Genomic DNA, 25,070 nt, shown 5'->3' on the forward strand with positions numbered 1-25,070 from the left:
GATCTCAGGATCGTGGCTTTACCCCTTCGGGATCATATCGCACTGGGTCCACACTCTCTGCCGTAACGGGCTGCCCGAGAATGTCCACGGTCAAAGGCGCCTCTGTCGCCATGAGAAACCCCATGGCCAGGTTTTCCCCGACCCGGTGCCCCCAGTCGGCAGAGGTAACAGTGCCCACAACCTCGCCATCTGCGCGGATCGAACTGCCGGGTTGGGCAGGGGCAATATCGGTGTCAAGGCGCAGTGTTGCGAACCGCTTGTCTGACGGGGTTTTCTGGCGTTTCAAAAGCGCCTCTTTACCCAGGAAATCGGGCTTGTCCAGTTTGACAAACCGTCCGAGGCCGGCCTCGAATGGATCGAATTCGGTGATCAGGTCCGTCTTCCAGTGACGATAGCCTTTTTCGATCCGCATGGATTCAACCGCGCGTGCGCCAAACAGGGTCATCCCATGCGCCTCGCCCGCCGCGCGCAACGCTGTGTAGGCCGCAAAAAGCGAGGCATTCGGCACATGAATTTCGTAAGCCAGTTCACCGGAAAAGCTGACCGACATGACGGTTGCGGGGGCAATCCCGATAAAAGCCGGGCGCACAGACAGCCACGGAAACGCCTCGGCAGACCAATCGCCGCGCGCCACCGCCGACAAGACATCCCGTGCTTTCGGTCCGGCAAGGACGAGAATGGTCAGGTCGTTGGTCAGGCTGGTGATGGTCACGCCCTCGGGGGCATGGGCGGTCAGCCAGTCCATGTCGTGAAATTCCGACGCGGCCGCCGAGCCGTACCAGATGCGCCCGTCCGGCAGATTGGCAATGGTGGCCTCGGATTTGATACAGCCATGGTGGTTCAGCAAATAGCCCAACCCCACGCGCCCTGCCTTGCGGGTGACACGCCCGCAGAACATCCGGTCCAGCCAGTTGCGCGCCCCGTCGCCCGCGATTTCGAACCGGTTGAACCCGTTGACCTCGGTCAGGCCCACGGCGGTCTGCACGGCCTGTACTTCGGCGGCGACCACATCGAAGACCTCATTAAAACGATAGCCGTGGGTCTCGGCAAAGTCGGGCGCAGGTTTGAAAAAATCCGCGCGTTCCCAGCCATTGACAGGGGTGAACGCAGCCCCTTCTGCCTGAAGCACGGGGGTCAGGGGCGTGGTTTTGGCAAAGCGCCCTGCAGGGCGGTGTTCGTGCGGAAAGTGAAAGCGGAACTCGTTCTGGTATTCCTCGATCGCCTTCAAGGCAGTCAGCTCCACATTGGCGTGGCCGGTAAAGCGGCGCGGATCGAGGCACCACGTGTCATAGCAGGCCTCGCCATGTACGATCTGCTGCGCCAGAAGCCAGCCATGCCCGCCGCCTTCGCCTAATCCGGCGCGCAGGCCGATGATGCAGAAAGCGTTACGTTTACCGGGGATCGGACCAACCAGCGGCGCGCCGTCGATCGTATAGGTGATGGGGCCGTTGACCACGGCCCTGATGCCGGTATCGCGCAGCGCAGGCATGCGGGCAAAGGCCCCTTCCAGCACGTTCATGACGCGCTCAAGATCATCCGGGCAGAGGGCGTTCACGAAATTCGGGTCGATCCCGTCCATGCCCCATGTCTTGCAGTCCTGTTCATAGAACCCGATCAGCAGCCCGCCTTTTTCCTGCCGGCAGTAATAGTCGCTGATCGGGCAGCGCAGTAGGGGCATCCGGTGGCCTGCCTCGGCAATGGCGGGGATGTTTTCGGTTAGGAAATACTGGTGCTCCATCGACATCACCGGATGATGCACGCCCATCATAGCCCCCACTTCGTTCACTCGATATCCGCAGGCGTTCACGACGATCTCGCAATCAATATCGCCCTTCTCGGTGTGCACGGTCCAGCTGTCATCCTTGTGCTGGGTCAAGCCGGTCACGGGGGTGTTGCGATAGACTTCGGCTCCTGCTTTTCGTGCATGAGAAGCAAGCGCCTGACAGAGTTGCGCCGGGTCGATATCGCCGTCATGCGGATCCCACAGCCCGCCGACAAGGTTGTCGGTCGAGATCAGCGGATGGCGCCGCGCGCATTCGTCGGCGTCGATGACCTCGAACTCCACACCCATCCCGGCGGCCTGCGAGGCAAAGTGATGATAGCCCTCCATCTGCACCTCAGTATTGGCCAGCCGGATCCCCCCGTCGCCATAGTGGTAACCGACAGGATAGTCGGGGTTGGCGGCAAGCTTGCGGTACAGTTTGATGGAGTGCGATTTCAGCCCTAACATGGTCTGGTTCATGCCGAAATTTGTTACTTGCGCCGCCGAATGCCAGGTCGTGCCACTGGTCAATTCGTTGCGTTCCACCAGAACCACATCGGACCAGCCTTCCTGTGTCAGGTGATAAAGGGTTGAACAGCCTGCGATGCCGCCGCCAATGACAACGACGCGTGTGGTGGATTTCATGGGGCAACCTCGTGCGCGATGGAATTTTGCGAAGCATGCCGACAGCACGGATGCTGGGCAAAGGGCAATTTCCAGATTAAGAAATCTGAAATGTAAGAATTTCCGTTCCCGAAACTCGAAATCTACGCTTGCCAGATCCGCCGCAACGCTCTGATCTGGATGTTGAGAGCGGCTTTCAAGGTCCCATGAACACTATTCCTGCATCCCCACGGCGCCGATCCGGGCGTCGCGAAAAACTGGCGCAGCGCGCTGCACCCCCTACGGTCAATCCCTGTCAGCCGGGCCAGATCGGTGGACAGTACAGACCCTTGACCGAGGCCGAATGCCGCGCGATCTATGCGACCGCCTTGCGCCTGCTTGAGGGCCTTGGCATGGGCGAGGTGCCCGAGCCCCTGTTTTCCCAGATGCGTCAACATGGGGCGCGCAAGGTCGGCGACAGGGTTCAAATTCCGGCCTCACTGGTTGAGGCCGCCATCGCCGCCGCGCCGACCGAGTTTCAATTACACGGGCGCGACCCGGCCCGCACGATCACGGTGGGCGGGGATCGGGTGCATTTCGGCACTGGCGGGGCCGCGGTGCAGGTGCTGGACTTGGAAAGCGGAGATTACCGCCCGTCCACATTGCAGGATCTCTATGATTTCACGCGGTTGCAGGATGGTCTTGAAAACGTCAGTTGGTTTACACGCTGTGTCGTCGCGAGCGACATGACCGACGAATGGAGCCTTGACCTGAACACCGCCTACGCCCTGTTGCGGGGCACGACGCGCCCCGTCGCCACGTCTTTTACCTTGGCCGAGCATGTGGCGCCGATCATCGAGATGGTCGAGATTGCGGACGGCGCGGGCAGTTTCGGGCGCAACCCATGGATCAAGGCTCACATCTCTCCGGTGATTTCGCCGATGCGGTTCGGTGCGGATGCGGTTGAGGTGATGATGGCTTGTTTGCACCACGGTATCCCCATGAGCTGCATCACCGCGGCCCAGTCAGGGGCAACTGCGCCGGCCACTCTTGCGGGGTTTCTGGCGCAGTCGCTTGCGGAAACGCTGGCCAGCCTAGTCGCCGTTCACGTGTTTGAACCGGGATATCCGATGGTCTTTTCGAACTGGCCCCTGGTGATCGACCTGCGGACAGGCGCGTTCTGTGGCGGTGGTGGCGAAATCAGCGTGATGAACGCCGCCTCGGCGCAAGTGTCAAACTGGCTGGGGTTGGTGTCGGGCGTGGCCAGTTCGATGACTGATGCCAAGGCGGTAGATGCGCAATTTGGCATGGAAAAGGGCATCTCGGCTATGGCCGCGGGGCTGGCGGGGGGCAACCTGATCTATGAAAGCGCAGGCATGTCAGCCTCGCTCCTGGGGGCGTCGTTCGAGGCGTTCCTGCTAGACAATGACATGCTGGGACATATTTACCGAACCCTGCGCGGGGTCGAGGTGAATGAGGACACGCTGGGCTATGACGCGATTGTCGAGGCCGTTCTGGGCGAGGGACATTTCCTTGGCGGAATGCAGACCATGGGCGCGATGGAGCGCGACTATTTCTATCCGGCCTTCGCGGACCGTGACGCGCCGGTGACTTGGTCGGAAAAGGGGCGGCCCGATGCGTGGATGCGGGCAAGTGCGCGGGCGCGCGAGATCCTTGCCCAGCCGGATCCGGGACACCTGGACACCGCATCCGACAAGGCGATCCGCGAGAGGTTCTCAATCCGGTTGGGGGCCACATGACAATGACATATGTGCAGTACGTTCCCCAAACCAAATGGACAGGCGGGGCAGGGGGGCTGTCAGGCCTCCAGCACCCGCAACTCGCCGTCCAGCCAGGGCAGGGACCGCAACGCGGGATCAATGATCTGCCCCTGCACCAGACGACGCATGGTCTGGGCCACGTCACGCGGCACGCGGTCCGCCCAGTCGGCGCTTGCGAACAGGGAAATGTTACGGCTGAATGGTTTGAAGGGCAGCGGATGCGCGTCGACCAGATCGTGAAAACGCGCCGCGCGCATATAGCCCAGCGGCGTTGTCACTGCCCAGCCAATCCCCCGCGACACCAGCGCCATCAGCGACAGGTGGCTGCCAATTTCAAACCGCTCGGGAAAGGTCAGTTTCTGGCGCGCAAGATGCGCCTCAATTTGGCGGCTGATCAGCTGTTCCCGCTCATAGCGCAGCATGGGCAGGCCCTGCAGTGCCTGCATCCGGTCGCCGCTGGCGGGCAGTTTGCCACGCGGGGCCACCAGCACGAACGGGTCGCGCACCAAGGGGTATTCCGTGACACCGTCCAGCACCTCTCCGGTGCTGGCCGAGACACCGATATGCAGGCGCCGGTCTTTCATCGCGGCGGTAATTTCATGGCTGGGCGCAGTGATCAGTTTGAACCGGCAGCGTGTCAGGCTTTCTGCCAGAACCGTGACAAGGCGCGGGGTCAGGTCGTTGTCGAAATCGTCGATGATCCCCATGTTCAGCGTGCTGAGATGGGTCAGGTCCATCACAGTCAGTTCCGACTGAGCAAGCCGCAGTTCCGACAGAATGCTCTCGGTGCGCGCCAGAAAACTGCGCCCCGCCGGGGTCAGTTGCATCGGGCGTTTGCCGTGATCGACCAGATCCGTGCCAAGGGCCTTTTCAAGGTTTCGGACCTGCTGACTGACGGCGGGTTGCGACAGGCCCGTGACCTCGGCAGCCTGCGCGACCGAGCCGGACGCGGCCAAGGCTTCGAACACTTCCAGACCCCGCAGGGTGACGCCTTTCATCAGCATGGTCTGTCTCCCGATAGATTTGTCTTTTGTGAAACTATGGAGGTTGGGCGTCAAGTCCTACCGCCCTTTTCCCGCCCCGAGGATCCCGTGACATGACCATCCAATACCTGAAATCCGCACCGGGCCTTACGCCCGAAAATACCTCGGATACGGCTGACATCGTTCAGATCATGCTGGCCCGTATTCGCAGCGGCGGCGAAGATGTCGTGCGGGACTATGCGCGCAAGCTGGACGGCTGGACCGGAGAGATCGCCGTGGGCCGTGACCAGATGGAGGCCGCGGCAGGGCAGGTGCCCCAAGAGCTACGCGACGACATCCGTTATGCCCACGATAACATCCGCGGCTTTGCCGAAGCGCAGCTGGCCAGCATTTCAGAGTTTGAGACCGAATTGCGGCCGGGGCTTTGGGCCGGACAACGGTTGATCCCGTTGGGGGCGGCGGGGTGCTATGTGCCGGGCGGACGCTATAGCCATATCGCCAGCGCGTTGATGAGCATCACCACCGCCAAGGTCGCGGGCGTCGCGGATATCACCGCCTGTTCGCCGCCGCGCCCGGATGTGGGGATTCCTTCGGCAATCCTTTATGCGATGGGGGTGGCCGGGGCGGATCGTGCGCTTGCCTTGGGCGGGGTACAAGGTGTGGCCGCAATGGCGGGGGGCATGTTTGGGGCCCGGCCTGCCGACATTCTGGTGGGGCCGGGCAACCAGTTCGTGGCCGAGGCCAAACGCCAGATGTTCGGTGAGGTGGGGATCGACATGTTCGCGGGGCCGACGGATTCCATGATCCTTGCGGACAGTACCGCAGATGCCGAGTTCGTGGCCTGCGATCTGGTGGGGCAGGCAGAACACGGATTCAATTCGCCGGTCTGGCTGGCAACGACCGATCCAAACCTGGCTGGGGACGTCATGACACTGGTGCCCGTGATGATCGCGGATTTGCCGGACCCCAACCGCCAGAATGCCCAAAGCGCCTGGGCCGCGCTGGGCGAGATCATTCTGTGCTCGGACCGTGAAGAGATGGCGCAGCTTGCCGACCAGTATGGTCCCGAGCACCTGCATGTGCAGGCGGCGGATCTGGAGTGGTGGAGGGGCAGGTTGCGCAGCTATGGATCGCTGTTTCTGGGCGAGGACACCACGGTGCCCTTCGGGGACAAGGCGGCAGGTCCGAATCATGTACTGCCCACGTCGGGGGCCGCGCGCTATACCGGTGGGCTGTCGGTGCACAAGTTCCTGAAAACCGTGACGTGGCAGCGGGTCGCGCCCGAAGCCCTGTCTGACCTGGCACGCGTCAGTGCCGCGATTTCACGGCATGAGGGTATGGAAGGTCACGCCCGCAGCGCCGAAATCCGGCTCGGGAAAATGACGCCTGTGGTTAAGCGTTCGGTCAATGGTGCGTCCTGACGGGCGCACCACTTTGCGAGAAGGATTACTTCTTCAAATGGCTGCAGCTGGCCGCGACAACCCCGCCGAACTCTCTGTAACGTTTCCAGAAATCTTCATGACTGCTGTTGTCGGATTGGCGGATTTGCTGTGCCTTGTGCGGGTCCTTGAAGAAGGACGCGGCCAGTTTCTGGTCTCGGCGTGACAGGTTCTGGTCGGCGACACTCTGGATGCAGCGACACAGGCTGCGCGACACGCCTTTACGATCCGATTGCATACAGGCGCTGGTCAGGCGCCCGGCATCAGCCGTGTTGACAAAGACGGGAGTGATCACTGCTGCGATCAGGGCGGTTTTCAAAACAGTTTTCATGGTCTGCCTCAGTCCGTTAAGAATGCCATGCCCCATGTATTCATGATGTCCATGGCCGGATTCTGGCGACACTATGTGCCAAAAAGGGTAAATATTCAATTCACCTTGATTTGCGCCGTGAAAATTCATGCCAGAAACCCACCTTCAAAACGGGCGAAGCTGCGTGATCTTTCGCGATGACGCCGGTCAACAGGTGCAGCCCGGGCCTGAGGCGCACCGCGCCTGCCAGTCCGACACTGTGAAACGCGCCGCCGAACGAGGTTTGTTCGGCCGTGGCCTGCAGCAACAGCTTTGTGCGATCTGTCAGGTCTAGGCCGGCGGTCACTTCGGCCTTGCTCCACCAGACAGCGTGTTCCGGGGCCAAGGTGTAGTAAAGGTCTAACGTCGCCCAACCGTCTCTCTGAAACCAGCGCGTTCCTCTCCCAAAGCTGAGGCCGGAGCGGACGGTCAGGGCGGATTGGTTGAACAGCTGCGCCGCGCCAACGGCGGCCTCCCATGACAGTTTGTAGGGGCCATCAGCCCGCTGGATCGGGCGTTTCAGAAACAGAAACGCAAACCTCGTGTCCCGGAGGTCCGATCCGGCGTCCAGCCCCAGTGTCCAAACATCGTCTAGCCCGCGTTCGATATAAAGCGACGCATAGCCCGTATCTGCTGGGGTCTTGAACGGTGTTTCATAGCTAAGCGACACAAAGCTGTTGCCCGCCCCGCGTGACCACGGCCCCGCATTCAGCGGGACCGCGCAGACACAGAGAAAGAGAAACAGCCTTACCATGGTCACCTCACTTTAACCATTTGTGTGGCATGGTGAATTTTCGGTTAATTTCTGGCGAGCCGTTCCGGATCAGGTGGTGGTGCCTATCTTTTGATCCCTGCAGGAAACCCCTAGCCAGTTTCGATCCGGCTGCGCTAAGGTCGGGACAAGAGAAGGAGAGTCAGATGCCACATATTACCAAAGATGCCGACCTTCAGACCGTCATTACGACCTTTGAAATGACCCCCGGCACCTGTCAGGATCTTCTGGATGCCCTGCAGGACGCCTATGACAACTTCATTTCCAAACAGCCGGGTTTCATTGCCGCCGGATTGCACGTGAATGATGCGCAGACCCGCATTGCGAATTATTCCCAGTGGCGGCGCCGCGAGGATTTTCAGGCGATGTTGCGCAGCGACGAGATGCGCAAGCGTAACCGCGAAATCAACAACCTCTGCCGCAGTTTCGAACCCGTCATGTATGACGTGGTGAAGAACTTCGGTTGATCCGGCCTGACCTGTATCAAGGCTTCTGCACGGTGCGCGGTCTAGAGTCGCCTAAAACGCCAAAGGTGCTACATGTATAAAAAAATCTTGGTGCCCGTTTCCTTTGACGACGATCGCAACATCGAAGGCGCGTTGAAGGTTGCAAGGGCCTTGTCCGAGGCGGGTACCATGGTCGTGCTGTTGCACGTCATGGAAACACCGCCGCCCTATGCGGTGAACTATATTCCCGAGGGCTTTCACGAAGAGGCGCGATTTGCGATCCTGAAATCGCTCTCTGAATTTGCTGCCGATCTACCCTCGGCCCGGGCAGAGGTGATCGAAGGTCATTCGGGGCGCGCGATCCTAGATTGGGCCGGGGACAACGGGGTGGATTGCATCGTGATTGCCTCGCACCGGCCCGGCATGCAGGATATTTTTCTTGGCTCCACCGCCGCCCGCGTGGTGCGCCATGCAAAATGCGCGGTGCATGTCCTGCGTTGATGGCGGGATACGTCGCAGAAAGGAAAGACCATGTACAAGAATATTCTCGTTCCCATCGCATCGGATCATGATCCGTCATCTCCAAAGGCCATTGCCGCAGCACGCTTGCTGTCCGACGGCGATGCCCAGATCACGGTGCTTACCGTGATGGAGGCCGTGCCAGAGTACATCGCCCAGCAACTGCCCAAGGGTCAGATTGCTCATAACGCTGCCGATATCTCGAAGGGGCTGCGCGACGAACTGGCGGGGCAGGACGATATCACGATCGAAGTGGTCGAAGGCCATTCCGGGCGCACCATTCTTGAATGGGCGGAAGAGCACGGTGTAGACTGTATCGTGATGGCGTCGCACCGTCCGGGTTTGAGCGATTATTTCCTCGGCTCAACGGCGGCGCGCGTGGTGCGCCACGCCCAATGCGCGGTGCATGTGCTGCGATAATAGGAGGTCCGGCTTGAAACGATTGTCACGACATCTGGCCGCCGCATCTGTTGCCTGCGCTGCTTTTGCGGCGCAACCGGCCTTGGCGCAAGGGGCCGACGGGTCCGGTTTGTCCCACGACCAGACAAACCGTGTTGTGACGATCCTCGACACCGGGTTCAGAACCTGCCTCAAGGTGGAGCCGGTCTATCGGATCGACTGTTTCAGCCAGGTCTATCGCAACGGGTCCAAGCTCTTGGCGAACAATGCCAGCTATTGGGAGGCTGAGGTGGCCCTGACACGAGTCGGGCGGAACCTCTACTCCTTTCAGCGGGCCAATACGGATTCGTCCAAAGGGCGGGTCCGCACGGATGGATACCGGCTCAAGGCCGTGACGCCCGCGTCCATGCCCGAGGCAGAGGCGCTCTATGCGACCAACGTGTCCCGTGCCGAAGAGCTTTTGCGCAGCGGCAACAAGGCAGAGCAAACCTTTTTTGGCCCCATCGCCGACGAGGTGGCCAAGTTCCCGGAACTCGTGCCCTGAAAAAATCCGGTGGTGCGGGCAGCCCCAAAGGAGACTTGAGATGAAGAAATTTTTATGCGTTCTGGCCGCATCGCTCGCGGCTGTGCCTGTGTTCGCCGAAGAAGGAGAGGTGGGCATTCGCCCCGATATCCTGTCCGTGACGGTGGAAACAGTAAGCGGCCCGGTCGAGATTGCGCGCATTCAGGACACGGAAAACAAGCTGGAAGGCGATTGGGCCAAGACGTCGCGCAGTTGCCCGAACTTCTGTGTGCAACCCATGACACCGGCGCCGGGCGTTACCACGATCGGCGAACTGGAATTGCTCGAACTATTGCAGGACCCCGAGGCGATTGTCGTCGACAGCCGTGTGGGCCACTGGTTCGAGGATGGCGCCATCCCCGGCGCGGTCAACATCCCATATACTGAAGCTGCCGATCGTCTGGATGAACTGGGCTGCGAAATTGATTTTGACGGGTTCGATTGCGAAGGGGCCAAACCGGTGGCGCTGTATTGCAACGGCAACTGGTGTGGGCAATCCCCGACCGCGATCCGGCGCATGATAGAAGCGGGCTATCCGGCCGAGAAAATCCATTACTATCGCGGTGGCATGCAGGCCTGGCGTCTGCTGGGCCTGACCGTCAGCAAGTAACGCGCCCGCGCGGTTATTCTGCGCGCTGCAAATCGGCGGCGGTGAGGCGGAATGCCTTGCCAAAGCCGCCGTTCAGCATCGCGGTCTGCAATTCAAGCCGCACAAACCGGAAATCCCCGAAATCCACGTAAAGCTTCGCCTTGGGACGCTGGGCAAGATAGTGCGCGCGCAGGTTTGTGTGCCCGGGCGTGCCGCGATCGAGGAAAACGGCGCGGCAGTCCAGCGTGATACGGGGATGCGTCAGGGGGTCACCCTTGTCCTCGGGCTCCCCGAGCAGCAGCGAACAGCGTGGATCGACCAGCAGCGCGGGCGTATGTGTCGACAGCGTCGAGATCAGCGTGACAGGCGTGCCGTCCTTGTCGGTGGCCACGGCAATGCGCGTGACCGAGGGCGTGCCTTCGGGTGTCAGCACGGCCAGCGCGCCGTAGGTGGCGTCATCAATCAGACGCCGCGCAAGGGCGCGCGCCGCGTCGTCCGGTGTCTGGAAAGGGTCAATCTCTGGCATGGTAAAACTGTTGGCACGGCGCGCGCCCAAGGTCTAGGGGCAACCCGCCTGACCGCCTCCTGCAAGACGTTCCGGCACACGGCTACGCAGTATTACGGATGACATTCCACCCCCGCGCCATATCTCACTGTCATGAGCCTTGAGCAAAAGGAGACGCGCATGAAATGTCCCATAGACGGAACCCCACTGGTCATTACCGATCGCAGCGGGGTCGAGATCGACTATTGTCCCCAATGCCGCGGGGTCTGGCTGGATCGGGGAGAACTGGACAAGATCATCGAACGCTCTGCCGATTTCGCCGCACCGCCCCCGCCGCCGCGCGAACATCGTGAGCCGGCCCGCGAGGCGTATCGCGACGACTACCGTGACAGTTACAAGGGCAAGTCCCGCAAGAAGAAAAAGATGGGCGGGTTTCTGGAAGATATCTTCGATTTCTGACCCAGCGTCCTGCCTAAGACAGCGCCGCGCCCGCGCAATCGCGAAACTTGCGAACCTCGGGCGCGGCCCCGTCCAGCGGGATATCGACCCGCTGGGTATCGGTAAAGGCCGTGGCCGTCTGGCCGAACTCCAACCCGTTCAGCACATTGCCGAACCCCCTGTCTGTCACGTTCAGCGTCTGGCCGTTTTCCGAGAGCGCATGGCGCTCGGTCGAGATCGTCAGATCCCGCGCGCCCCTGAACGCCATCGCAAACCACGATGCCTCTTGCCACGGCGCATCCTTGCGGGTGATGGCAAGGGTGTAGAGCGGCTTGGACGGGTCATAGGTGAGGTGAATACGCGCCGCACCGGTCTCGTGGCTCAGGGTGCAGACCGCGCCCATGGTCGCCTCCCAAGCATGGGCGGGGGCGGCGAGGGTGAGAGCGAGGATCAGGGGGCGCATAGGGAGGGAGGATAGGGTGGTGCGGAGGAATGGCAAAGGGTATCCCGGGCTAAAGCCCGGTCTACGGAAGATGGTAGGGCGGGCTTCAGTCCGCCGTTTGGATTTGTATTGGTGAGGCAGGGTGAACCTCGCGCCACGGATGACCAATGCATGATTGTATGTGCGCGACCCGCCCCCACCCATCGGGTCGGGCGCGACCTAAATTGTGGCGACCTGTGAAATCAATAGTGATTTGGCTTGAGGTATTGTTCAGCGGTTGAAACAGAGATTCCTGCAATCGCCCAGCGCGCAAAAGTGTCATCGCCCCAACTCCAATTCGGCGGCATCTTGCTGGCCAAACCTGATTTGCGAAGCCTTTCGTCTTCCGACTTCGTAACCACGGCGACAAAGTAGGCATCGATAACCTCTTGTAGTTTGGGGTCGCTGTTTGCTGCCCAAAAGGCGTCAAAAAGAACGGCAATTGGAACGGCATGCTCAACTGTGACCGTAAACCCTGACCACTCCTCGCGAGCTATCTTCAACGCTTCGGTAGATGCCGGGTGAGCAAGATTTGTCTTTGCCAGTGAAATAGACCAAACACCGCCAAACTTAGCTTTTCCTATTCTCCGATCCCAATTGTCGCGTATCGCCTTTGAAAGGGCGCGGCGATCGACGTGAGGGTCTTCCGATTTCCAGGCCAAAAGCCCATTTCGTAGAGAACTCGCAAGTTCCAGCGCAGGTGTGGTGCTCATTTTTTACCGCCTCCGTCGCTTCACATTCCCGCCACGCTGCCCTGCGCGGCCAGCCGATGACCGTCCGCGTGACTTGACGGCTTGTTCGCTCGCCGCCTCGACCGCATACTGCCTTGCCATGGGGTCGTCCGCGACGGCCAGATCCACCGCCTCAAGCCGCTTGATTTCATCCCGCAGGCGGGCGGCCTCTTCGAATTCAAGGTTTTCGGCCGCCTTGCGCATGTCGGTGCGCATCCCGTCCAGCACGGCTTCGAGGTTGCCGCCGTGCAGGGGCTTGTCGATCTGGGCGGTGACGCGGTTCATGTCGACATTGCCGTCATACAGACCGGCCAGCACGTCCTCGACGTTTTTCTTGACCGTTTCCGGCGTGATGCCGTGCTCCTCGTTATAGGCGATCTGGCGGGCGCGGCGGCGGTTGGTCTCACCCAGCGCACGTTCCATCGATCCGGTGATGCGGTCGGCATACATGATGACGCGCCCCTCGGCGTTGCGCGCGGCCCTGCCAATGGTCTGGATCAGCGAGGTTTCAGAGCGCAGGAAGCCCTCTTTGTCGGCGTCCAGAATGGCGACGAGACCACATTCCGGAATATCCAGCCCCTCACGCAACAGGTTGATCCCCACCAGCACGTCAAATGCCCCAAGACGCAGGTCGCGCAGAATCTCGATCCGCTCCAGCGTGTCGATGTCGCTGTGCATATAGCGCACCTTGATGCCCTGTTCGTGCAGATATTCGGTCAGGTCTTCGGCCATGCGTTTGGTCAGCGTGGTGACCAGTGTGCGGAACCCCTGATCGGCCATCTTGCGCACCTCGTCCAGCAGGTCGTCGACCTGCATCTCGACTGGGCGTATCTCGACCTCGGGGTCCAGAAGGCCGGTGGGCCGGATCACCTGCTCGGTGAACACACCACCGGCCTGCTCCAGCTCCCATGCGGCCGGGGTGGCGCTGACAAAGACGGACTGGGGCCGCATGGCGTCCCATTCCTCAAACTTGAGCGGGCGGTTGTCCATGCACGAGGGCAGGCGGAACCCATGTTCTGCCAGCGTGAATTTGCGCCGGTGGTCGCCTTTGTACATGCCGCCGATCTGGGGCACCGAGACGTGGGATTCATCGGCAAACACTATGGCGGTGTCGGGGATGAATTCGAACAGGGTGGGGGGCGGCTCGCCCGGCGCGCGACCGGTGAGATAGCGCGAATAGTTCTCGATCCCGTTGCAGTGGCCGGTCGCCTCAAGCATCTCGATGTCGAAATTCGTGCGCTGTTCCAGACGCTGCGCCTCGAGCAGCTTGCCATCAGCCACCAGCGCATCCAGACGCTGGCGCAGTTCTTCCTTGATCGAGATCACCGCCTGTTTCAGCGTCGGTTTGGGCGTCACATAGTGCGAATTGGCGTAGACGCGGATCTTTTCCATCGTGCCGGTGCGTTCGCCGGTCAGCGGATCGAATTCCGTGATCGCTTCAAGCTCTTCGCCGAAGAAAGACAGTTTCCAGGCGCGATCCTCAAGGTGGGCGGGGAAGATCTCAAGGCTGTCGCCCCGCACGCGGAACGACCCGCGTTGGAACGCCTGATCATTGCGGCGGTATTGCTGGGCGACAAGCTCGGCCATCACGGCGCGCTGATCGTACTCTTTGCCGACCTCAAGATCCTGCGTCATCGCCGAATAGGTCTCGACCGAGCCGATGCCGTAGATACAAGAGACCGAGGCGACGATGATCACGTCATCCCGTTCCAACAGCGCCCGGGTGGCCGAATGGCGCATGCGGTCAATCTGCTCGTTGATCTGGCTTTCTTTTTCTATGTAGGTGTCGCTGCGCGGCACATATGCCTCGGGCTGGTAATAGTCGTAGAAAGACACGAAATATTCCACGGCGTTGTCCGGGAAGAACCCCTTCATCTCGCCATAAAGCTGCGCCGCGAGTGTCTTGTTCGGGGCAAGGATGATCGCCGGGCGCTGGGTCTCTTCGATCACCTTGGCCATGGTAAAGGTCTTGCCGGTGCCCGTCGCCCCCAACAGCACCTGATTGCGTTCACCTTCATTGATCGCCTGCGAAATCTCGGCAATGGCGGTGGGCTGGTCTCCTGCGGGTTCGAACTCGCTCGCCATGACAAAGCGCTTGCCGCCTTCGAGCTTTTCGAGAACGGGAATGGGCTGGCTCACGGGAACGGATTTGTCGGAATGGGCATAGGGCATTGAGGATTCCTCTGGTTAAGAGGTATTTTGGTCTCTTTTTGTTCTCTTTCAACCCCCGTTCTGATGCGGGCGTGCGAACAGGTTCGACGTTTTGCGGGATACGGAACTCACCGCTGGTCACGTGCCGTGTGCTGGCTCAGCTTTTGCCATCCATGTTGTCCTTGCGGACAGGCTTGTCAAAGCCGATCAGCGACCGTGCGAATTGCGAAAACAGCGCCACAAAAACGCCCACGCCGACGAAGATATAGAGCACAGTAAACGTCTTGCCTAAATCCGTCTGGGGCGACAGATCGCCAAGGCCTACGGTGGAAATCGTGGTCGCGCTGAAATAGAGCGAGTCAATCCAGCCCCAGCCTTCAACGCTGCGATAGAACAGGGTGCCGGACAACAGAATCATGATGGAAAGAGTCAGTGCCGCGCGAAACTCGGGCAACTCCCAGGATCGGGCAATTGCGACCAGAAGCCGCCAGACGGTGATGGCAAGGCTGAACATGAAAAAGGTCTCCTGTTGGTGTCGATGAATGTGATTTTCCCTGCGACCCATCGCGGACGCGTCATTCGCCAAACCTACCACGTCATATTGACCAGTGGCATAGCCGTTCCCTTGCAGCGGACAGAAATGGCCCATGTGGGGACGAAAATGGCGATCCCTGAAGGAGGGGTTGTTGTTAGCCCTATTTTTCTTTTAAGTGTATGAAGTAAAACAATAAAATTCACTTTAGTGTGGTGTAAGTTGTGTGTGGTATAAGATACACTACCCAGTCTCTTTTTCGCTACCAATTGGAAGCAGCGAAAGTCATACGCCACCGTGCTACGGGCGAACAGGCTAATCCTTGCCTGCTTTCAGTGCGTTGAATAATCCGAATATTGAGATCAGGACGACAAATAAGATAGGAAGCTCCAATCCGTAGACGCTCGGAAATACTATCATGAAAAGACCGACTAGGATGTGGACAAAAAATAGAAAGATCGCCCATTTCCTAGCTTTGTTCGATCCTCGCTTTACGGAAAGACCACACCAAAGAGTCAACGAAAGCCACAACACCGTCGCAAATAGGTTTTGAATCTGTCCAATACTGACGCTGACGTATAGCAAAAAAGCTAGTAGGGCCGCATAGACACCCGACAACGCCAATAGGCTAAGTGCGGTTCTTCGATAATACTGTGTCATATTTTCTCCTACATTCTAGGATAGTAGTTGGTCATCTGCAAAAATTGGTAATTTTCGAGTGGCTGTACTTGCTATCCGCTCATAGCCTGCCTCTGCGCCCTCTTGAAGAAGTGACGAGTCGCCTGTTCTCGGGCTTCCTTGTCGGTCATCACCACGTTGCGCATCTCGTTGTCCTGCTGGAACATCTTCACCATTCCTTGAAAGAACGCTTGCGAGAATGCGTTGTAGACCACATCAGCCGGATTGTTGCGCATCATGTCCAGCATGTTGTCATCAAGAACCTCTCGATTCACGCGCTCAAACCGCAGAAAGTCCTCCCGCGAGAAATTCGTGCCATGGCGCTCGTTGAATGAGTCGATGATCTCGGAAAGGGATTTCTCTTCTTCCACGGTATATGGGTTCACGCCGAACTCGCTGATAGGTGATAGCGTGGCAGTTTCGCCAGCATTCAGTGATGCGCTGCCTTCCGCTTCTTTTTGTAGCCGGAAAGCGGACAGTTCGAGCATATCGTCGCTGACGTCGATGTCCGGTGGCACATCCCGTGACGGGAGCAAGCGCGATAGCCACGAGCAGTAAGCATAGAGCTTCTCAAGCCATGGGTCGCTCAGCTTCACCACTTGCGCAACAAAGCTGTAGAACCGAGCAAAACTCTTTAGTAGCTGCCGGAACTCTTCCTTTTGCGCGTCATCTTCATCCAGATCGAACCGCGCGACGGCCAACCGAACCGTACCTTCCAGTTCGAGCCGATCTTGGTCCCCAAGCTCACCCTTGAAGAAACGATTGGCGAACCGCTCGACCTCGTCGCTGACCACGTAGGAGGAGCCAGAGATGCGTTGTTCGAGATCGTAAATTTGGTTCAGGTCGGTGCGTTCTTCCAACTCTGAAACCTCAAAGAAGGGCGCGAACGCCTCTTTGATTTCGTCCATCGAGTTCTGAAAGTCGAAGACGAAGGTTCTTTTTTTGTCAGAGTGGGTTCGGTTGAGCCTTGCCAGTGTTTGAACCGCCTGCAGCCCCGCCAGCTTCTTATCAACATACATCGCAACGAGTTTGGGTTGGTCGAACCCCGTCTGATACTTCTCAGCGACGACAAGTATCTGGAACTCATCCCCATCAAAGCGTTTGGGCAACTCCGTTTCCGGGAAGCCGTTTGCTATTGCCTCGGTCCAAGTTTGACCGTCCACGTCCTTGTCACCGGAAAAGGCCACGAGCGCCTTCAAATCAGGATAGCCCTTGTCCTCGATATAGGCGTTGATTTGTAGCCAGTAGCGTAACGCGTGTTCGCGGCTTTGGGTGACCACCATGGCCTTGGCTTTGCCGCCCAACTCTTTGGATACATGGCGTCGGAAGTGCTCGACAATCACCTCAACCTTCTGGTCTATAGCGCTCGGATGCAGCGAGGCGTAGCGGGCCACCCGTGCCTGTGCCTTCCGGCCTCGGAACTCTGGGTCATCCTCTATGGCCTTCTCCAACTGGTAGTAGGCTTTGTAGGTTGTGTAATTCTGCAGGACGTCGAGGATAAACCCTTCCTCAATCGCTTGCCGCATCGAGTAGAGATGGAACGGGTGTGGCTTCCCGTCTTCACCAAGCCGCCCGAACCGTTCCAGCGTGACGTTTCTTGGGGTAGCTGTGAAAGCAAGGAACGAGATGTTCTTCTGCGGACCTCTGGCCTTCTGATGGGCAAGGATAAGGTCTTCGATGTCATCCGAACTCGCGGCTTCGCGGGTCAACGCATTTGCCATTGCTTGCGCCGCCTTCCCGGATTGCGAAGAGTGCGCCTCGTCGATGATCACCGCAAAGTTCTTTGAGGACTGCCCCGAGATCGCCGCGAGGTGTTCCGTTCCGAATTTCTGAATGGTCGTGATGATGATGCGGGCACCGTCCTCAATGGCTTTCTTAAGGTCGCGGGAGGTTCCGTCGATCTTCCTCACCACGCCATCGGTTTGGGCAAAGCCGCCGATCACGTTCTGCAGTTGCCTATCCAGCACCAGACGGTCAGTCACGATGATGGCGGTATCGAACAAGGGCCTGTCGTCATCGTCATGCAGGTTGATGATCTGGTGCGCGGTCCACGCGATGGTGTTTGATTTGCCAGACCCGGCACTGTGCTGGATGAGGTAATTCTGCCCAGCGCCATGCGCCCTCGCATCGGCCAGAAGTTTCCGCACCGCATCCAATTGTTGAAAACGGGGGAAGATCAGCACTTCCTTGCCACCACCGCGTTCAAGATGAATAAAGCGGCCTATAAGGTCCAGCAGCACCTCGCGCGACAGCACCGCTTTGCCATCCGGCAGGTCTTTGTAAAGGTAAGCCGTCCGGTTCTCTCCGGGCACATCTGGGTTGCCTGCACCGCCATCACGGCCCCTATTTAGGGGCAGGAAACGGGTCTTCCCATTCATAAGGCGGGTCGTCATCGAGACGTTGTCTTGGTCCACCGCAAGGTGCACGATAGCGCCCCGCTTGAAGGTCAACAGAGGTTCCCCTGCGGGCGAGCGGTCTTTGCGATACTGGCGTTCGGCATGTTTGAAGGTCTGCTGGGTCAGCAGGTTCTTTACCTCAAGTGTCGTGACGGGAATTCCGTTCACGAAGGTCACGAGGTCAATCGCGTTCTTGTTCCTTGCAGAATAGGCCACCTGCCGCATCACCGAAAGGATGTTCGCCTCATACAGGCGGGTCAGGTCGGGGTTCAGGTTCGAGGCGGGTTTGAAGAAGCACAAGGAAAAGCGGATGTTCGGCACCAGTTTGATGCCTTCGCGCAGCACGACATGGGTCGGGTTCTGCTTTAGCGCCTGTTCAAGACGCTTCAACACCTCCGACTCTGCCTGCGCGCTGTAGTGATCTTCCAGCGTCTGCCATGCCTCAGGTTGGGTCTCCCTGAGAAAGCGGAACAGCAGCGCCGTATCAAGCGCATGGGCGATGTCATAGTGCGATGGGCAATTGCGCTCGATGTAACCTTGCTCGGAGGTCAGGCAGGCGACAATGTGAGCCTCAAAGACCTTTTCCTGATGGATGTCGACAGTGGTGTGGGTGTCGGTCATGAATGCTGATCTCTGAGTTCGGCAATGCGATTTGAAATGAGTGTGCGTAGGCGTATCAGATTTCGCACTTGTTCGGGCAACTGCATCACATCCGGGAACGGCGCGCCATGGGCAATGTTGTTACGGAATATCCTTATTTCGTGGCGTTCTTGTATCACCCACGACCTGTGCTGCGTCCCGTCGAAGCAATGGGTGAGCAGATCGAGCTTCACGCCGAACCCCACAGAGAGGATTGCATGACCAGAACTTTCAGCACCACGAGCACGCGCCAAGCCTTTTTGCAACTCGTCGCGCAGGTTCGGGGAGATTAACCTTTCCCACTCATCCGTATCAGGAAAGCTTTCCCTTATCAGATCACCGATCAGCCGCTCTACATCGATGATCTGAGCGAAAAGCGCGGTTCTCACAGGAAGGCGCTCAAGGTCATATGGCGTTACCAGCCCGACGACCTGACCCTCTTCTTGAACGAACTCCACCGGATGCCCTGTCAGTCCGTGAATGTATACCAAGAGGTTCCGATTCGACGGATGCGCTTGTGTGATTGCAGAACCATCAAGACAATCGGAGGCACGAATAGTCTTGTTTCTGAATGGGACTTTCTCGCGATGAAGAAGGCCGATGATTGGGGCAGATGTATCTGCCGCGTTCGCGGAATCGATAACGGGAACCGCATCAAAGACCGTTGGAACGCGTTCCATAACGCTTTGCGCGGGTTCGTTGGCGGTGCAGCAGATGAACTCGTGGCGCGGCGTCATTATGTTGGAAAGGGTTAACTGAGCTTGAACGTTTTTCAGATCGTTCAAGTGGCGTTCGTCCGAGAACTCAACCATTGTCGCACTCACGCGCCCATCTCCTCTTGAATGGCGTCGAGGTGGCGGTCGGGGGTGCCGGATTTGGCGTAGGTCGTCACGTCGATCTGACCCGTGACAGCGGCGGTGATCAGGGCAGAGCGGTATTCTTTGAGGTGGTCGATGGAGGAGTTGGTTTTTTCTTGCAGGCTTTTGTTGTGATCTCGCATTGCTAGATAATTTCGGATGATTCCAGCTTGGACATCCAACGGTGGCACCGGAAATTTCATATTGAACAGTTGATCTGACCGCAGCTTTTTTGTTCCGTGAGCCGCTTCCTCAACGAACGTCATCAAGACAGATGAGAAGCCCTGAAGCATCAATTGCAAATACTCACTGCTTGCCACTCGATTGTCGGAAATAAGTGCCTTCATATCCTGATTGATTGTGCCCTCACATCCCAGCCGACACACTGGAACGTATCGCGCAAGTATCATCCCTCTGACAACGATCAAAACCGCACCCTCTGGAATCAGCGACAAAGCAGAACCCTTAACCGCTGCTTCTGACACGTGATCTGGAACATCCTCAATAACGTCCACTTTCATATCCTTTGGAGACACCCAAGGAATTTCCCCGACCCAAAAGTCATCGCGGTCTTTCGATGGAGTTGCCCCCCCTTTGGAAGAGACGAAATGCTTGAGCGGAATGAAGCGCCACCCCTGCGCCAAATCGGATAACCACTCACCGCCATTGCCTCTCTGCACGTTGGCCCCGCCAAGGACGGCAGCCTCTAAGGCTTCCACCTGTCGTTCTGCGAGCAACGCCACCAACCGCTGCTTTTTCTCGATCAGCAGGTCTATTCTTGCGGTCTCACGGTCCAGAAAGTCGGCAATCTGGCGTTGGGTCGCGAGGTCAAACAACGGAACGGGAATCTGCCCCAGCATTGACTGATTTAGACCATCGCGCGTCTCCTGACTCGAAAGATTTCGAATCTCGCGATACAGAGAAGTCAGCCACCAGTATAGAAACCTGCTTTCCCCCGAGTAGTCAGAGATACACCCCAAAGACTGATTGCCGTATGCGTCTATCCCCATGCGCGCAACTGTGCCTTTCGTCTTTCCCTGTCCTGCTAACGCCATTATCAGCGAATCTTTCGGAAAGAGTTTGGTCGCGGACCTCTCTACTGCCTGTCGTGTGATGTGGGCGGTAGGGTTCTGCACAATTCCCTGGTTCACCTCTCCAGAACCGATCCAAGGAATGTCGCCGCCTTCCCAGTAATCGAGATTTCCTTTGTCTGGTGTGCCGCCAGAGAATATGCGGGACACCAGACCGAGACGAACATAATTGCCCTTCAAATGGTTAGTCTGCGGGAAGAAGTCGATGATCGCGCCACTCACTCAACCACCTCCGCCAACAAACCAGCAATCTCTGCTTCCAGCGCCTTCAACTCGGTGTCGATGTCTTCCAGCGGACGGGGTGGCACGTATTTGTAGAAGTAGCGGTTGAAGTTAATCTCATACCCGACACGCCCGACGCCGCCATCCTGCGCGTCGGTGTGACTCTCATCCACCCAAGCATCGGGGACGAAGGGCAGAACCTCGCGCGCGACATAGGCACGCCAGTCCTCGTTCAGCGGCACCAGTTCGTGATCGCGCAGATCGGTGTCGGGTTCGGGGTTGCCCTTCTTGTCGATGCAGACCTCGGCATCCTCATCGCGTTCCGACAGCGCGGACAGGATGGATTTCTTCACAGGTGCGCCCACCTTGACGTCAAACGCCTTCAGAGCCGCGGAAAGTGCCCTGTCAAAGTCCTCTCGGTCAATCCATCGCTCATCCGCTGGCAATGCCTCCAGCGCTTCTAGAACGCGGCTTTGGACACCTTCATCCAGCCTGAGGAAAGGCTTCGCCTCACGCAATGTTTCGAGTGCTTCAGGCGTGACAGCAAAGGCCAGCTTCAGAGGGCGCTCTACGCGGATTTCCCGATAGCCAAAGTCGGTCGTGTCGAAGATTTTCGAGAACTCACCCCAGCCGGAACTGCCGTTCAGCATCTTGGCATAGATGTCGGCGATCTCGTTACAGGCATCCTCCGGGATTTCCCTCCGCTTGGACCCAAGGGATTTACGCATGGATTTCCAGAAGCGTTCCCCACTGGCATCGATCAGTTGCACCTTGCCGCGTCTCACGGCGTCCTTGCGGTTGGTCAGCAGCCAGACATAAGTCTGAATGCCAGTGTTGTAGAAGAGGTCGGTGGGCAGGGCGATGATCGCCTCGACCCAATCGTTTTCGAGCATCCAGCGGCGGATTTCGCTTTCGCCCGACCCGGCTCCTCCGGTGAACAAGGGCGACCCGTTCATAACGATGCCAATGCGAGACCCCTGTTCGTCTTGGCGCATCTTCGAAATCATGTGCTGCAGGAACAGAAGTTGCCCATCCGAGATACGCGGGAGACCTGCCCCAAAGCGCCCCTCAAGGCCCAACTCAGCGGCCTCTTCCTTGATCGGGTCTGCGTATTTCTTCCAGTCCACGCCATAAGGCGGGTTGGAAAGCATATAGTGAAAGGATTTGCCCTTGTGCGCGTCCTGCGTGAGCGTGTTGCCAAAGGCGATGTTCTCGGGGTTATGACCCGTCACCAGCATGTCGGACTTACAGATTGCGAAGGACTCGGGGTTCAGTTCCTGCCCGAAGAGTTCGACGCGAATGCGGTCGTTCAGCGTCTGCATCTCCATTTCGGCAATCGACAACATGCCCCCCGTGCCCGCTGCCGGGTCATACACTTGGCGAATGACGCCAGAGCCGGTGAGCGCATCCGTGTCGTTGGCCAGCAGAAGCGAGACAATCAGACGGATGACTTCACGGGGCGTGTAATGTTCCCCTGCGGTCTCATTCGAGATTTCCGAAAACTGGCGGATAAGGTCTTCGAACAGATAACCCATTTCTAGGTTCGAAACTCTATCTGGGTGTAAATCCTGTTGAGATACGATATCAAATACTTGGTACAGAAGCCCGGCATCATTCAGGCGCTTGAGCTGGTCGGTGAACAAGAACTTGTCGAGGAAGATGTCGCGCACAGCGCTCGAGAACTTGGTGATGTAATCAATCAGGTTCTTGTGGATGTCCTTTGCGTCTTGCCCTTTAAGCGATGCAAAGGTGAATCGGGACAGGTTGTACAGCTGGATGTTCTGTCCAACCACGCCTGACAGCAGTGTATCCCGCGCTTCATCATCCATCTCATTCGGCAGGGAATCCGCCATTCTGAGAACATCCTGTTTGGTCGCTTCGAGGATACAGTCAAGGCGGCGCAGCACGACGAAGGGTAAAATCACTCGACCATATTCGGACTGCCTGAAGTCCCCCCGAAGCAGTTCAGCAATGGACCAAACGAACGACCCAAGCGACTTGATGTCAGTTGAACTCATGACTCACCTTCTCAAATGACTTTTGAATACGATTGCTGAATCAGCCGGGGGTTGCAAGTCAATGGGTACGACGACTCAAAGTTGGTTTTGTTTTGCCGAAAAAATTTGAGAGCCGGAGATTGATAGGGCAGCCCTCGCTGTCACCCCCGTAGGGTATCATTCTTCGCTGCCCCAGATCAAATTTCCAAGGTACTCCAACCGTTGACCAGCATAAATGAGGGCGCGCTCTGAGCGACCAGAAATGTCAATAGCAGGTAGGTCTTCGATATAGCCTGAGGCAGCTGACCATGCTTTTCCCGGTGCAGACAGCATTCCAGCCCATAGTTCTTTTGTGGTCGGCAAATCTTCGACATCAGGTATCAAGTCAGCACAGTTGAAACTCTGCATTGCTTGTCTTTGCCCTGCTGCCGGGTCATCGGGGTTATCCAAAGCCCCTTCCAAGCCCGCCATATCGCGCGCTGTGTCACAAGCATCTTGAACCTCCAAAGCCAAGCCGCCTGCAATAACCGCTACGCCCACAAGCGGAATTGCCTCGCCAACCGACGTGGCAACATTTCTTGCCCCGGATTTCGCCATTCTTGATGAAACTCGCTTTGACGTTTTACGCACAACTTCCCGAGAGGCTTTTCTGGACGCGATCTTCTGACTGGCTTCCCTAGCGGCGACGGTACTTAATCCGACTGCAGATGCAGCAGAAGACACAGCCGTGTACACGCCACTTATGGTGACCGTCGCAATGTTCAGGGTAAGCGACGCCAGCAGAAGCAACGTCAAGAGAGATTTTGAAGTCCAACGAAAAATGCGAAACATCTGAATCCTTTTCTTTGCTGGCCCCAACATAGCAAAGAAGGCGCTCGCTTTCTTGTCATCGTAAGACAGGAACTTGGGAAGTTCGGACAATCTATTTCTCGCGAGGGCCGTCCGATTTGGGCAAGGTCTTTCGGACGCTTCTGGAAACCCTCGAGGGGCGTCCCTTTTAAATGGTGTTGACAATTATCGTACGCTTTCCGATAAGAGCCTTTAAGTCAATTCGGACAGGATGAAGCATCACCATGACATGTACCGTCGGATATGCCCGCACATCGACAGTAGACCAGACAGCAGGCTATGAGGCTCAGCAGCGAGACCTTGAAGCAGCAGGATGCACTCGCATCTTTAAGGAACAGACCTCTGGTGCTGATGCCGACAGGCCCGAGCTTGCCAAGGCTCTGGACTACCTCAGAGACGGTGACGTCTTTGTGGTGACCAAGATCGACAGGCTAGCCCGCAATACGAAGCATCTGTTGGAGATCACGGAGACCGTTGAGGCCCGTGGGGCAAGCCTTCGCGTCCTCGATATGGGCCTCGATACGGGCACGCCCAACGGCAAGCTGATGCTCACCATGCTCGGAGCCATTGGCGAGTTTGAGCGGGCCATGATGCTGGAACGTCAGCGGGAGGGAATTGCTAAGGCCAAAGCGGCTGGCCTCTACAAAGGCAGGAAGCCTATGGAAGCCGAGAAGGTGAACCGGATTGTGTCCCTTAAGGCTGATGGTATGGCACCCGCGAAGATCGCCCGTGAGGTGGGCGTGGCAAGATCGACGGTCTACCGGATACTGGAACAGCAGGTGGGGTGAAGGGCAAACCCCGCTAATCCGCCCTCCGCATACGTAGTAGTAGCCTTCAAGTGACCCCGAGGGCTGAACCCAAAGTGGACTTGCTCCAATTAACCCCCACCCTTGCCCTATAGGAACCGACCAGACGTCCATTCGTTGTTTGTGCAGATCAACCCATCGACCTCAACCCAAGTGTGTGTGTCGGCGGCTGGTTCACCTCGGGGCACCCCATCCGTTTCCTTTCTGTTGGTTCACGCTGCCCGTTCCGGTGACCTTCCGGTTGCTGGGCGGGTTACCTTGTGCTTGTCCGAGTGGCAGGGCGGAGACAGTTCATTTCACAAGTTGGAGCAGAACATCAAGCAGACCGGACCGGACCCGATAATCCGCCCTCCGCATACGTAGTAGTAACACCTTAATGAGACCCTGAGGGCTGAACCTTAAAGTTGGACCCTAGGGTGGATGACTTCGTCGTGGTCTTCCCAGCGGAAGCCACGCCTAACGCTGCACCTGATTATCACCTGATCGCGTCCCT

At 58.0% G+C, this 25,070-nt stretch carries 23 protein-coding genes; 9 read left to right on the forward strand and 14 right to left on the reverse strand.

Features of this window, described 5'->3' with window-relative positions; all coding sequences use genetic code 11:
- Positions 1-4: 4 nt before the first annotated feature.
- Entirely contained in the window at positions 5-2,407 is a 2,403-nt protein-coding gene (locus tag WNE31_RS12790; protein ID WP_349980195.1) for a GcvT family protein, read from the reverse strand.
- Positions 2,408-2,592: 185 nt separating this feature from the next.
- Between WNE31_RS12790 and WNE31_RS12795 the strand changes: the two genes are divergently transcribed.
- Complete coding sequence (locus WNE31_RS12795) at positions 2,593-4,125, forward strand: trimethylamine methyltransferase family protein (protein ID WP_349980196.1); 1,533 nt, start codon at positions 2,593-2,595, stop codon at positions 4,123-4,125.
- Positions 4,126-4,184: 59 nt separating this feature from the next.
- Here WNE31_RS12795 and WNE31_RS12800 read toward each other — a convergent pair whose 3' ends face one another.
- Positions 4,185-5,150, reverse strand: a complete 966-nt coding sequence (locus WNE31_RS12800; protein ID WP_349980197.1) for a LysR family transcriptional regulator — start codon at positions 5,148-5,150, stop codon at positions 4,185-4,187.
- A 92-nt stretch (positions 5,151-5,242) separates the two neighbouring features.
- On the opposite strand from WNE31_RS12800, the gene hisD reads away from it, so the two are divergent.
- A complete protein-coding gene (gene hisD, locus WNE31_RS12805; protein WP_349980198.1) occupies positions 5,243-6,550 on the forward strand; it encodes a histidinol dehydrogenase in 1,308 nt (435 codons plus the stop codon).
- A gap of 25 nt (positions 6,551-6,575) precedes the next feature.
- On the opposite strand, the gene WNE31_RS12810 is transcribed toward hisD, so the two are convergent.
- Both WNE31_RS12810 and WNE31_RS12815 read right to left on the reverse strand, forming a co-directional pair.
- Positions 6,576-7,028: a hypothetical protein gene (locus WNE31_RS12810; protein WP_349980199.1), complete on the reverse strand. Its 453-nt coding sequence runs from the start codon at positions 7,026-7,028 to the stop codon at positions 6,576-6,578.
- Entirely contained in the window at positions 7,000-7,671 is a 672-nt protein-coding gene (locus tag WNE31_RS12815; RefSeq protein WP_349980200.1) for a hypothetical protein, read from the reverse strand. Before WNE31_RS12815 ends, WNE31_RS12810 begins: the two co-directional genes overlap by 29 nt.
- 164 nt (positions 7,672-7,835) lie before the next feature.
- On the opposite strand from WNE31_RS12815, the gene WNE31_RS12820 reads away from it, so the two are divergent.
- From WNE31_RS12820 to WNE31_RS12840, 5 genes are all read left to right on the forward strand, one after another.
- Positions 7,836-8,156, forward strand: coding sequence for an antibiotic biosynthesis monooxygenase family protein (locus tag WNE31_RS12820; protein ID WP_349980201.1), 321 nt, complete (start codon positions 7,836-7,838; stop codon positions 8,154-8,156).
- A 72-nt stretch (positions 8,157-8,228) separates the two neighbouring features.
- Positions 8,229-8,636 carry a universal stress protein gene (locus WNE31_RS12825; RefSeq protein ID WP_349980202.1) on the forward strand — a complete coding sequence of 136 codons (408 nt, stop codon included), beginning with the start codon at positions 8,229-8,231 and terminating at the stop codon, positions 8,634-8,636.
- Positions 8,637-8,666: 30 nt separating this feature from the next.
- A complete protein-coding gene (locus WNE31_RS12830; protein WP_349980203.1) occupies positions 8,667-9,074 on the forward strand; it encodes a universal stress protein in 408 nt (135 codons plus the stop codon).
- A gap of 13 nt (positions 9,075-9,087) precedes the next feature.
- On the forward strand, positions 9,088-9,597 hold the full coding sequence (locus tag WNE31_RS12835) for a hypothetical protein (RefSeq protein WP_349980205.1): 510 nt from the start codon (positions 9,088-9,090) through the stop codon (positions 9,595-9,597).
- A gap of 40 nt (positions 9,598-9,637) precedes the next feature.
- Positions 9,638-10,225, forward strand: a complete 588-nt coding sequence (locus WNE31_RS12840; protein WP_349980207.1) for a rhodanese-like domain-containing protein — start codon at positions 9,638-9,640, stop codon at positions 10,223-10,225.
- Between the two features lie 13 nt (positions 10,226-10,238).
- Here the strand turns inward: WNE31_RS12840 and WNE31_RS12845 are convergent, their stop codons facing one another.
- Entirely contained in the window at positions 10,239-10,730 is a 492-nt protein-coding gene (locus WNE31_RS12845) for a HugZ family pyridoxamine 5'-phosphate oxidase (protein ID WP_349980208.1), read from the reverse strand.
- A gap of 159 nt (positions 10,731-10,889) precedes the next feature.
- On the opposite strand from WNE31_RS12845, the gene WNE31_RS12850 reads away from it, so the two are divergent.
- A complete protein-coding gene (locus tag WNE31_RS12850) occupies positions 10,890-11,168 on the forward strand; it encodes a TFIIB-type zinc ribbon-containing protein (RefSeq protein ID WP_349980209.1) in 279 nt (92 codons plus the stop codon).
- 13 nt (positions 11,169-11,181) lie between these two features.
- Here the strand turns inward: WNE31_RS12850 and WNE31_RS12855 are convergent, their stop codons facing one another.
- The 9 genes from WNE31_RS12855 to WNE31_RS12895 all read right to left on the reverse strand — a co-directional run bounded on the left by WNE31_RS12855 (position 11,182) and on the right by WNE31_RS12895 (position 23,843).
- Positions 11,182-11,550 (reverse strand): hypothetical protein, encoded by a 369-nt coding sequence (locus WNE31_RS12855; RefSeq protein WP_349980210.1) that lies wholly within the window; start codon positions 11,548-11,550, stop codon positions 11,182-11,184.
- A 281-nt stretch (positions 11,551-11,831) separates the two neighbouring features.
- Positions 11,832-12,341, reverse strand: a complete 510-nt coding sequence (locus WNE31_RS12860) for a hypothetical protein (protein ID WP_349980212.1) — start codon at positions 12,339-12,341, stop codon at positions 11,832-11,834.
- 3 nt (positions 12,342-12,344) lie between these two features.
- Positions 12,345-14,531 carry an excinuclease ABC subunit UvrB gene (uvrB, locus tag WNE31_RS12865; RefSeq protein ID WP_349980214.1) on the reverse strand — a complete coding sequence of 729 codons (2,187 nt, stop codon included), beginning with the start codon at positions 14,529-14,531 and terminating at the stop codon, positions 12,345-12,347.
- A gap of 136 nt (positions 14,532-14,667) precedes the next feature.
- Complete coding sequence (locus WNE31_RS12870) at positions 14,668-15,024, reverse strand: potassium channel family protein (RefSeq protein WP_349980215.1); 357 nt, start codon at positions 15,022-15,024, stop codon at positions 14,668-14,670.
- A gap of 749 nt (positions 15,025-15,773) precedes the next feature.
- On the reverse strand, positions 15,774-18,737 hold the full coding sequence (locus tag WNE31_RS12875) for a type I restriction endonuclease subunit R (RefSeq protein WP_349980216.1): 2,964 nt from the start codon (positions 18,735-18,737) through the stop codon (positions 15,774-15,776).
- Positions 18,734-19,579, reverse strand: coding sequence for a hypothetical protein (locus tag WNE31_RS12880; RefSeq protein WP_349980217.1), 846 nt, complete (start codon positions 19,577-19,579; stop codon positions 18,734-18,736). Before WNE31_RS12880 ends, WNE31_RS12875 begins: the two co-directional genes overlap by 4 nt.
- Positions 19,576-20,925 carry a restriction endonuclease subunit S gene (locus WNE31_RS12885; protein WP_349980218.1) on the reverse strand — a complete coding sequence of 450 codons (1,350 nt, stop codon included), beginning with the start codon at positions 20,923-20,925 and terminating at the stop codon, positions 19,576-19,578. The genes WNE31_RS12880 and WNE31_RS12885 overlap by 4 nt, the downstream gene beginning before the upstream one ends.
- Complete coding sequence (locus tag WNE31_RS12890; protein WP_349980219.1) at positions 20,922-22,943, reverse strand: type I restriction-modification system subunit M; 2,022 nt, start codon at positions 22,941-22,943, stop codon at positions 20,922-20,924. The genes WNE31_RS12885 and WNE31_RS12890 overlap by 4 nt, the downstream gene beginning before the upstream one ends.
- 156 nt (positions 22,944-23,099) lie before the next feature.
- Positions 23,100-23,843 (reverse strand): hypothetical protein, encoded by a 744-nt coding sequence (locus WNE31_RS12895; RefSeq protein ID WP_349980220.1) that lies wholly within the window; start codon positions 23,841-23,843, stop codon positions 23,100-23,102.
- 152 nt (positions 23,844-23,995) lie between these two features.
- Here WNE31_RS12895 and WNE31_RS12900 point away from each other — a divergent pair, with 152 nt between their 5' ends.
- Positions 23,996-24,559: a recombinase family protein gene (locus WNE31_RS12900; protein WP_349980221.1), complete on the forward strand. Its 564-nt coding sequence runs from the start codon at positions 23,996-23,998 to the stop codon at positions 24,557-24,559.
- Positions 24,560-25,070: the final 511 nt, after the last annotated feature.

Origin of the sequence: Shimia fortis, from assembly GCF_040225985.1 — a bacterium.
In the GTDB taxonomy this organism is placed as follows: Bacteria; Pseudomonadota; Alphaproteobacteria; order Rhodobacterales; family Rhodobacteraceae; genus Shimia.

Coding starts and splice junctions, on each gene's coding strand:
- WNE31_RS12825 (WP_349980202.1), top strand. CDS start 8,229: ATGTATAAAAAAATCTTGGTGCCCGTTTCCTTTGACGACGATCGCAAC.
- WNE31_RS12840 (WP_349980207.1), top strand. CDS start 9,638: ATGAAGAAATTTTTATGCGTTCTGGCCGCATCGCTCGCGGCTGTGCCT.
- WNE31_RS12890 (WP_349980219.1), bottom strand. CDS start 22,943: ATGAGTTCAACTGACATCAAGTCGCTTGGGTCGTTCGTTTGGTCCATT.
- WNE31_RS12815 (WP_349980200.1), bottom strand. CDS start 7,671: ATGGTAAGGCTGTTTCTCTTTCTCTGTGTCTGCGCGGTCCCGCTGAAT.
- WNE31_RS12820 (WP_349980201.1), top strand. CDS start 7,836: ATGCCACATATTACCAAAGATGCCGACCTTCAGACCGTCATTACGACC.
- WNE31_RS12855 (WP_349980210.1), bottom strand. CDS start 11,550: ATGGGCGCGGTCTGCACCCTGAGCCACGAGACCGGTGCGGCGCGTATT.
- WNE31_RS12800 (WP_349980197.1), bottom strand. CDS start 5,150: ATGCTGATGAAAGGCGTCACCCTGCGGGGTCTGGAAGTGTTCGAAGCC.
- hisD (WP_349980198.1), top strand. CDS start 5,243: ATGACCATCCAATACCTGAAATCCGCACCGGGCCTTACGCCCGAAAAT.
- WNE31_RS12845 (WP_349980208.1), bottom strand. CDS start 10,730: ATGCCAGAGATTGACCCTTTCCAGACACCGGACGACGCGGCGCGCGCC.
- WNE31_RS12810 (WP_349980199.1), bottom strand. CDS start 7,028: ATGAATTTTCACGGCGCAAATCAAGGTGAATTGAATATTTACCCTTTT.
- WNE31_RS12860 (WP_349980212.1), bottom strand. CDS start 12,341: ATGAGCACCACACCTGCGCTGGAACTTGCGAGTTCTCTACGAAATGGG.
- WNE31_RS12900 (WP_349980221.1), top strand. CDS start 23,996: ATGACATGTACCGTCGGATATGCCCGCACATCGACAGTAGACCAGACA.
- uvrB (WP_349980214.1), bottom strand. CDS start 14,531: ATGCCCTATGCCCATTCCGACAAATCCGTTCCCGTGAGCCAGCCCATT.
- WNE31_RS12790 (WP_349980195.1), bottom strand. CDS start 2,407: ATGAAATCCACCACACGCGTCGTTGTCATTGGCGGCGGCATCGCAGGC.
- WNE31_RS12830 (WP_349980203.1), top strand. CDS start 8,667: ATGTACAAGAATATTCTCGTTCCCATCGCATCGGATCATGATCCGTCA.
- WNE31_RS12870 (WP_349980215.1), bottom strand. CDS start 15,024: ATGTTCAGCCTTGCCATCACCGTCTGGCGGCTTCTGGTCGCAATTGCC.
- WNE31_RS12850 (WP_349980209.1), top strand. CDS start 10,890: ATGAAATGTCCCATAGACGGAACCCCACTGGTCATTACCGATCGCAGC.
- WNE31_RS12875 (WP_349980216.1), bottom strand. CDS start 18,737: ATGACCGACACCCACACCACTGTCGACATCCATCAGGAAAAGGTCTTT.
- WNE31_RS12795 (WP_349980196.1), top strand. CDS start 2,593: ATGAACACTATTCCTGCATCCCCACGGCGCCGATCCGGGCGTCGCGAA.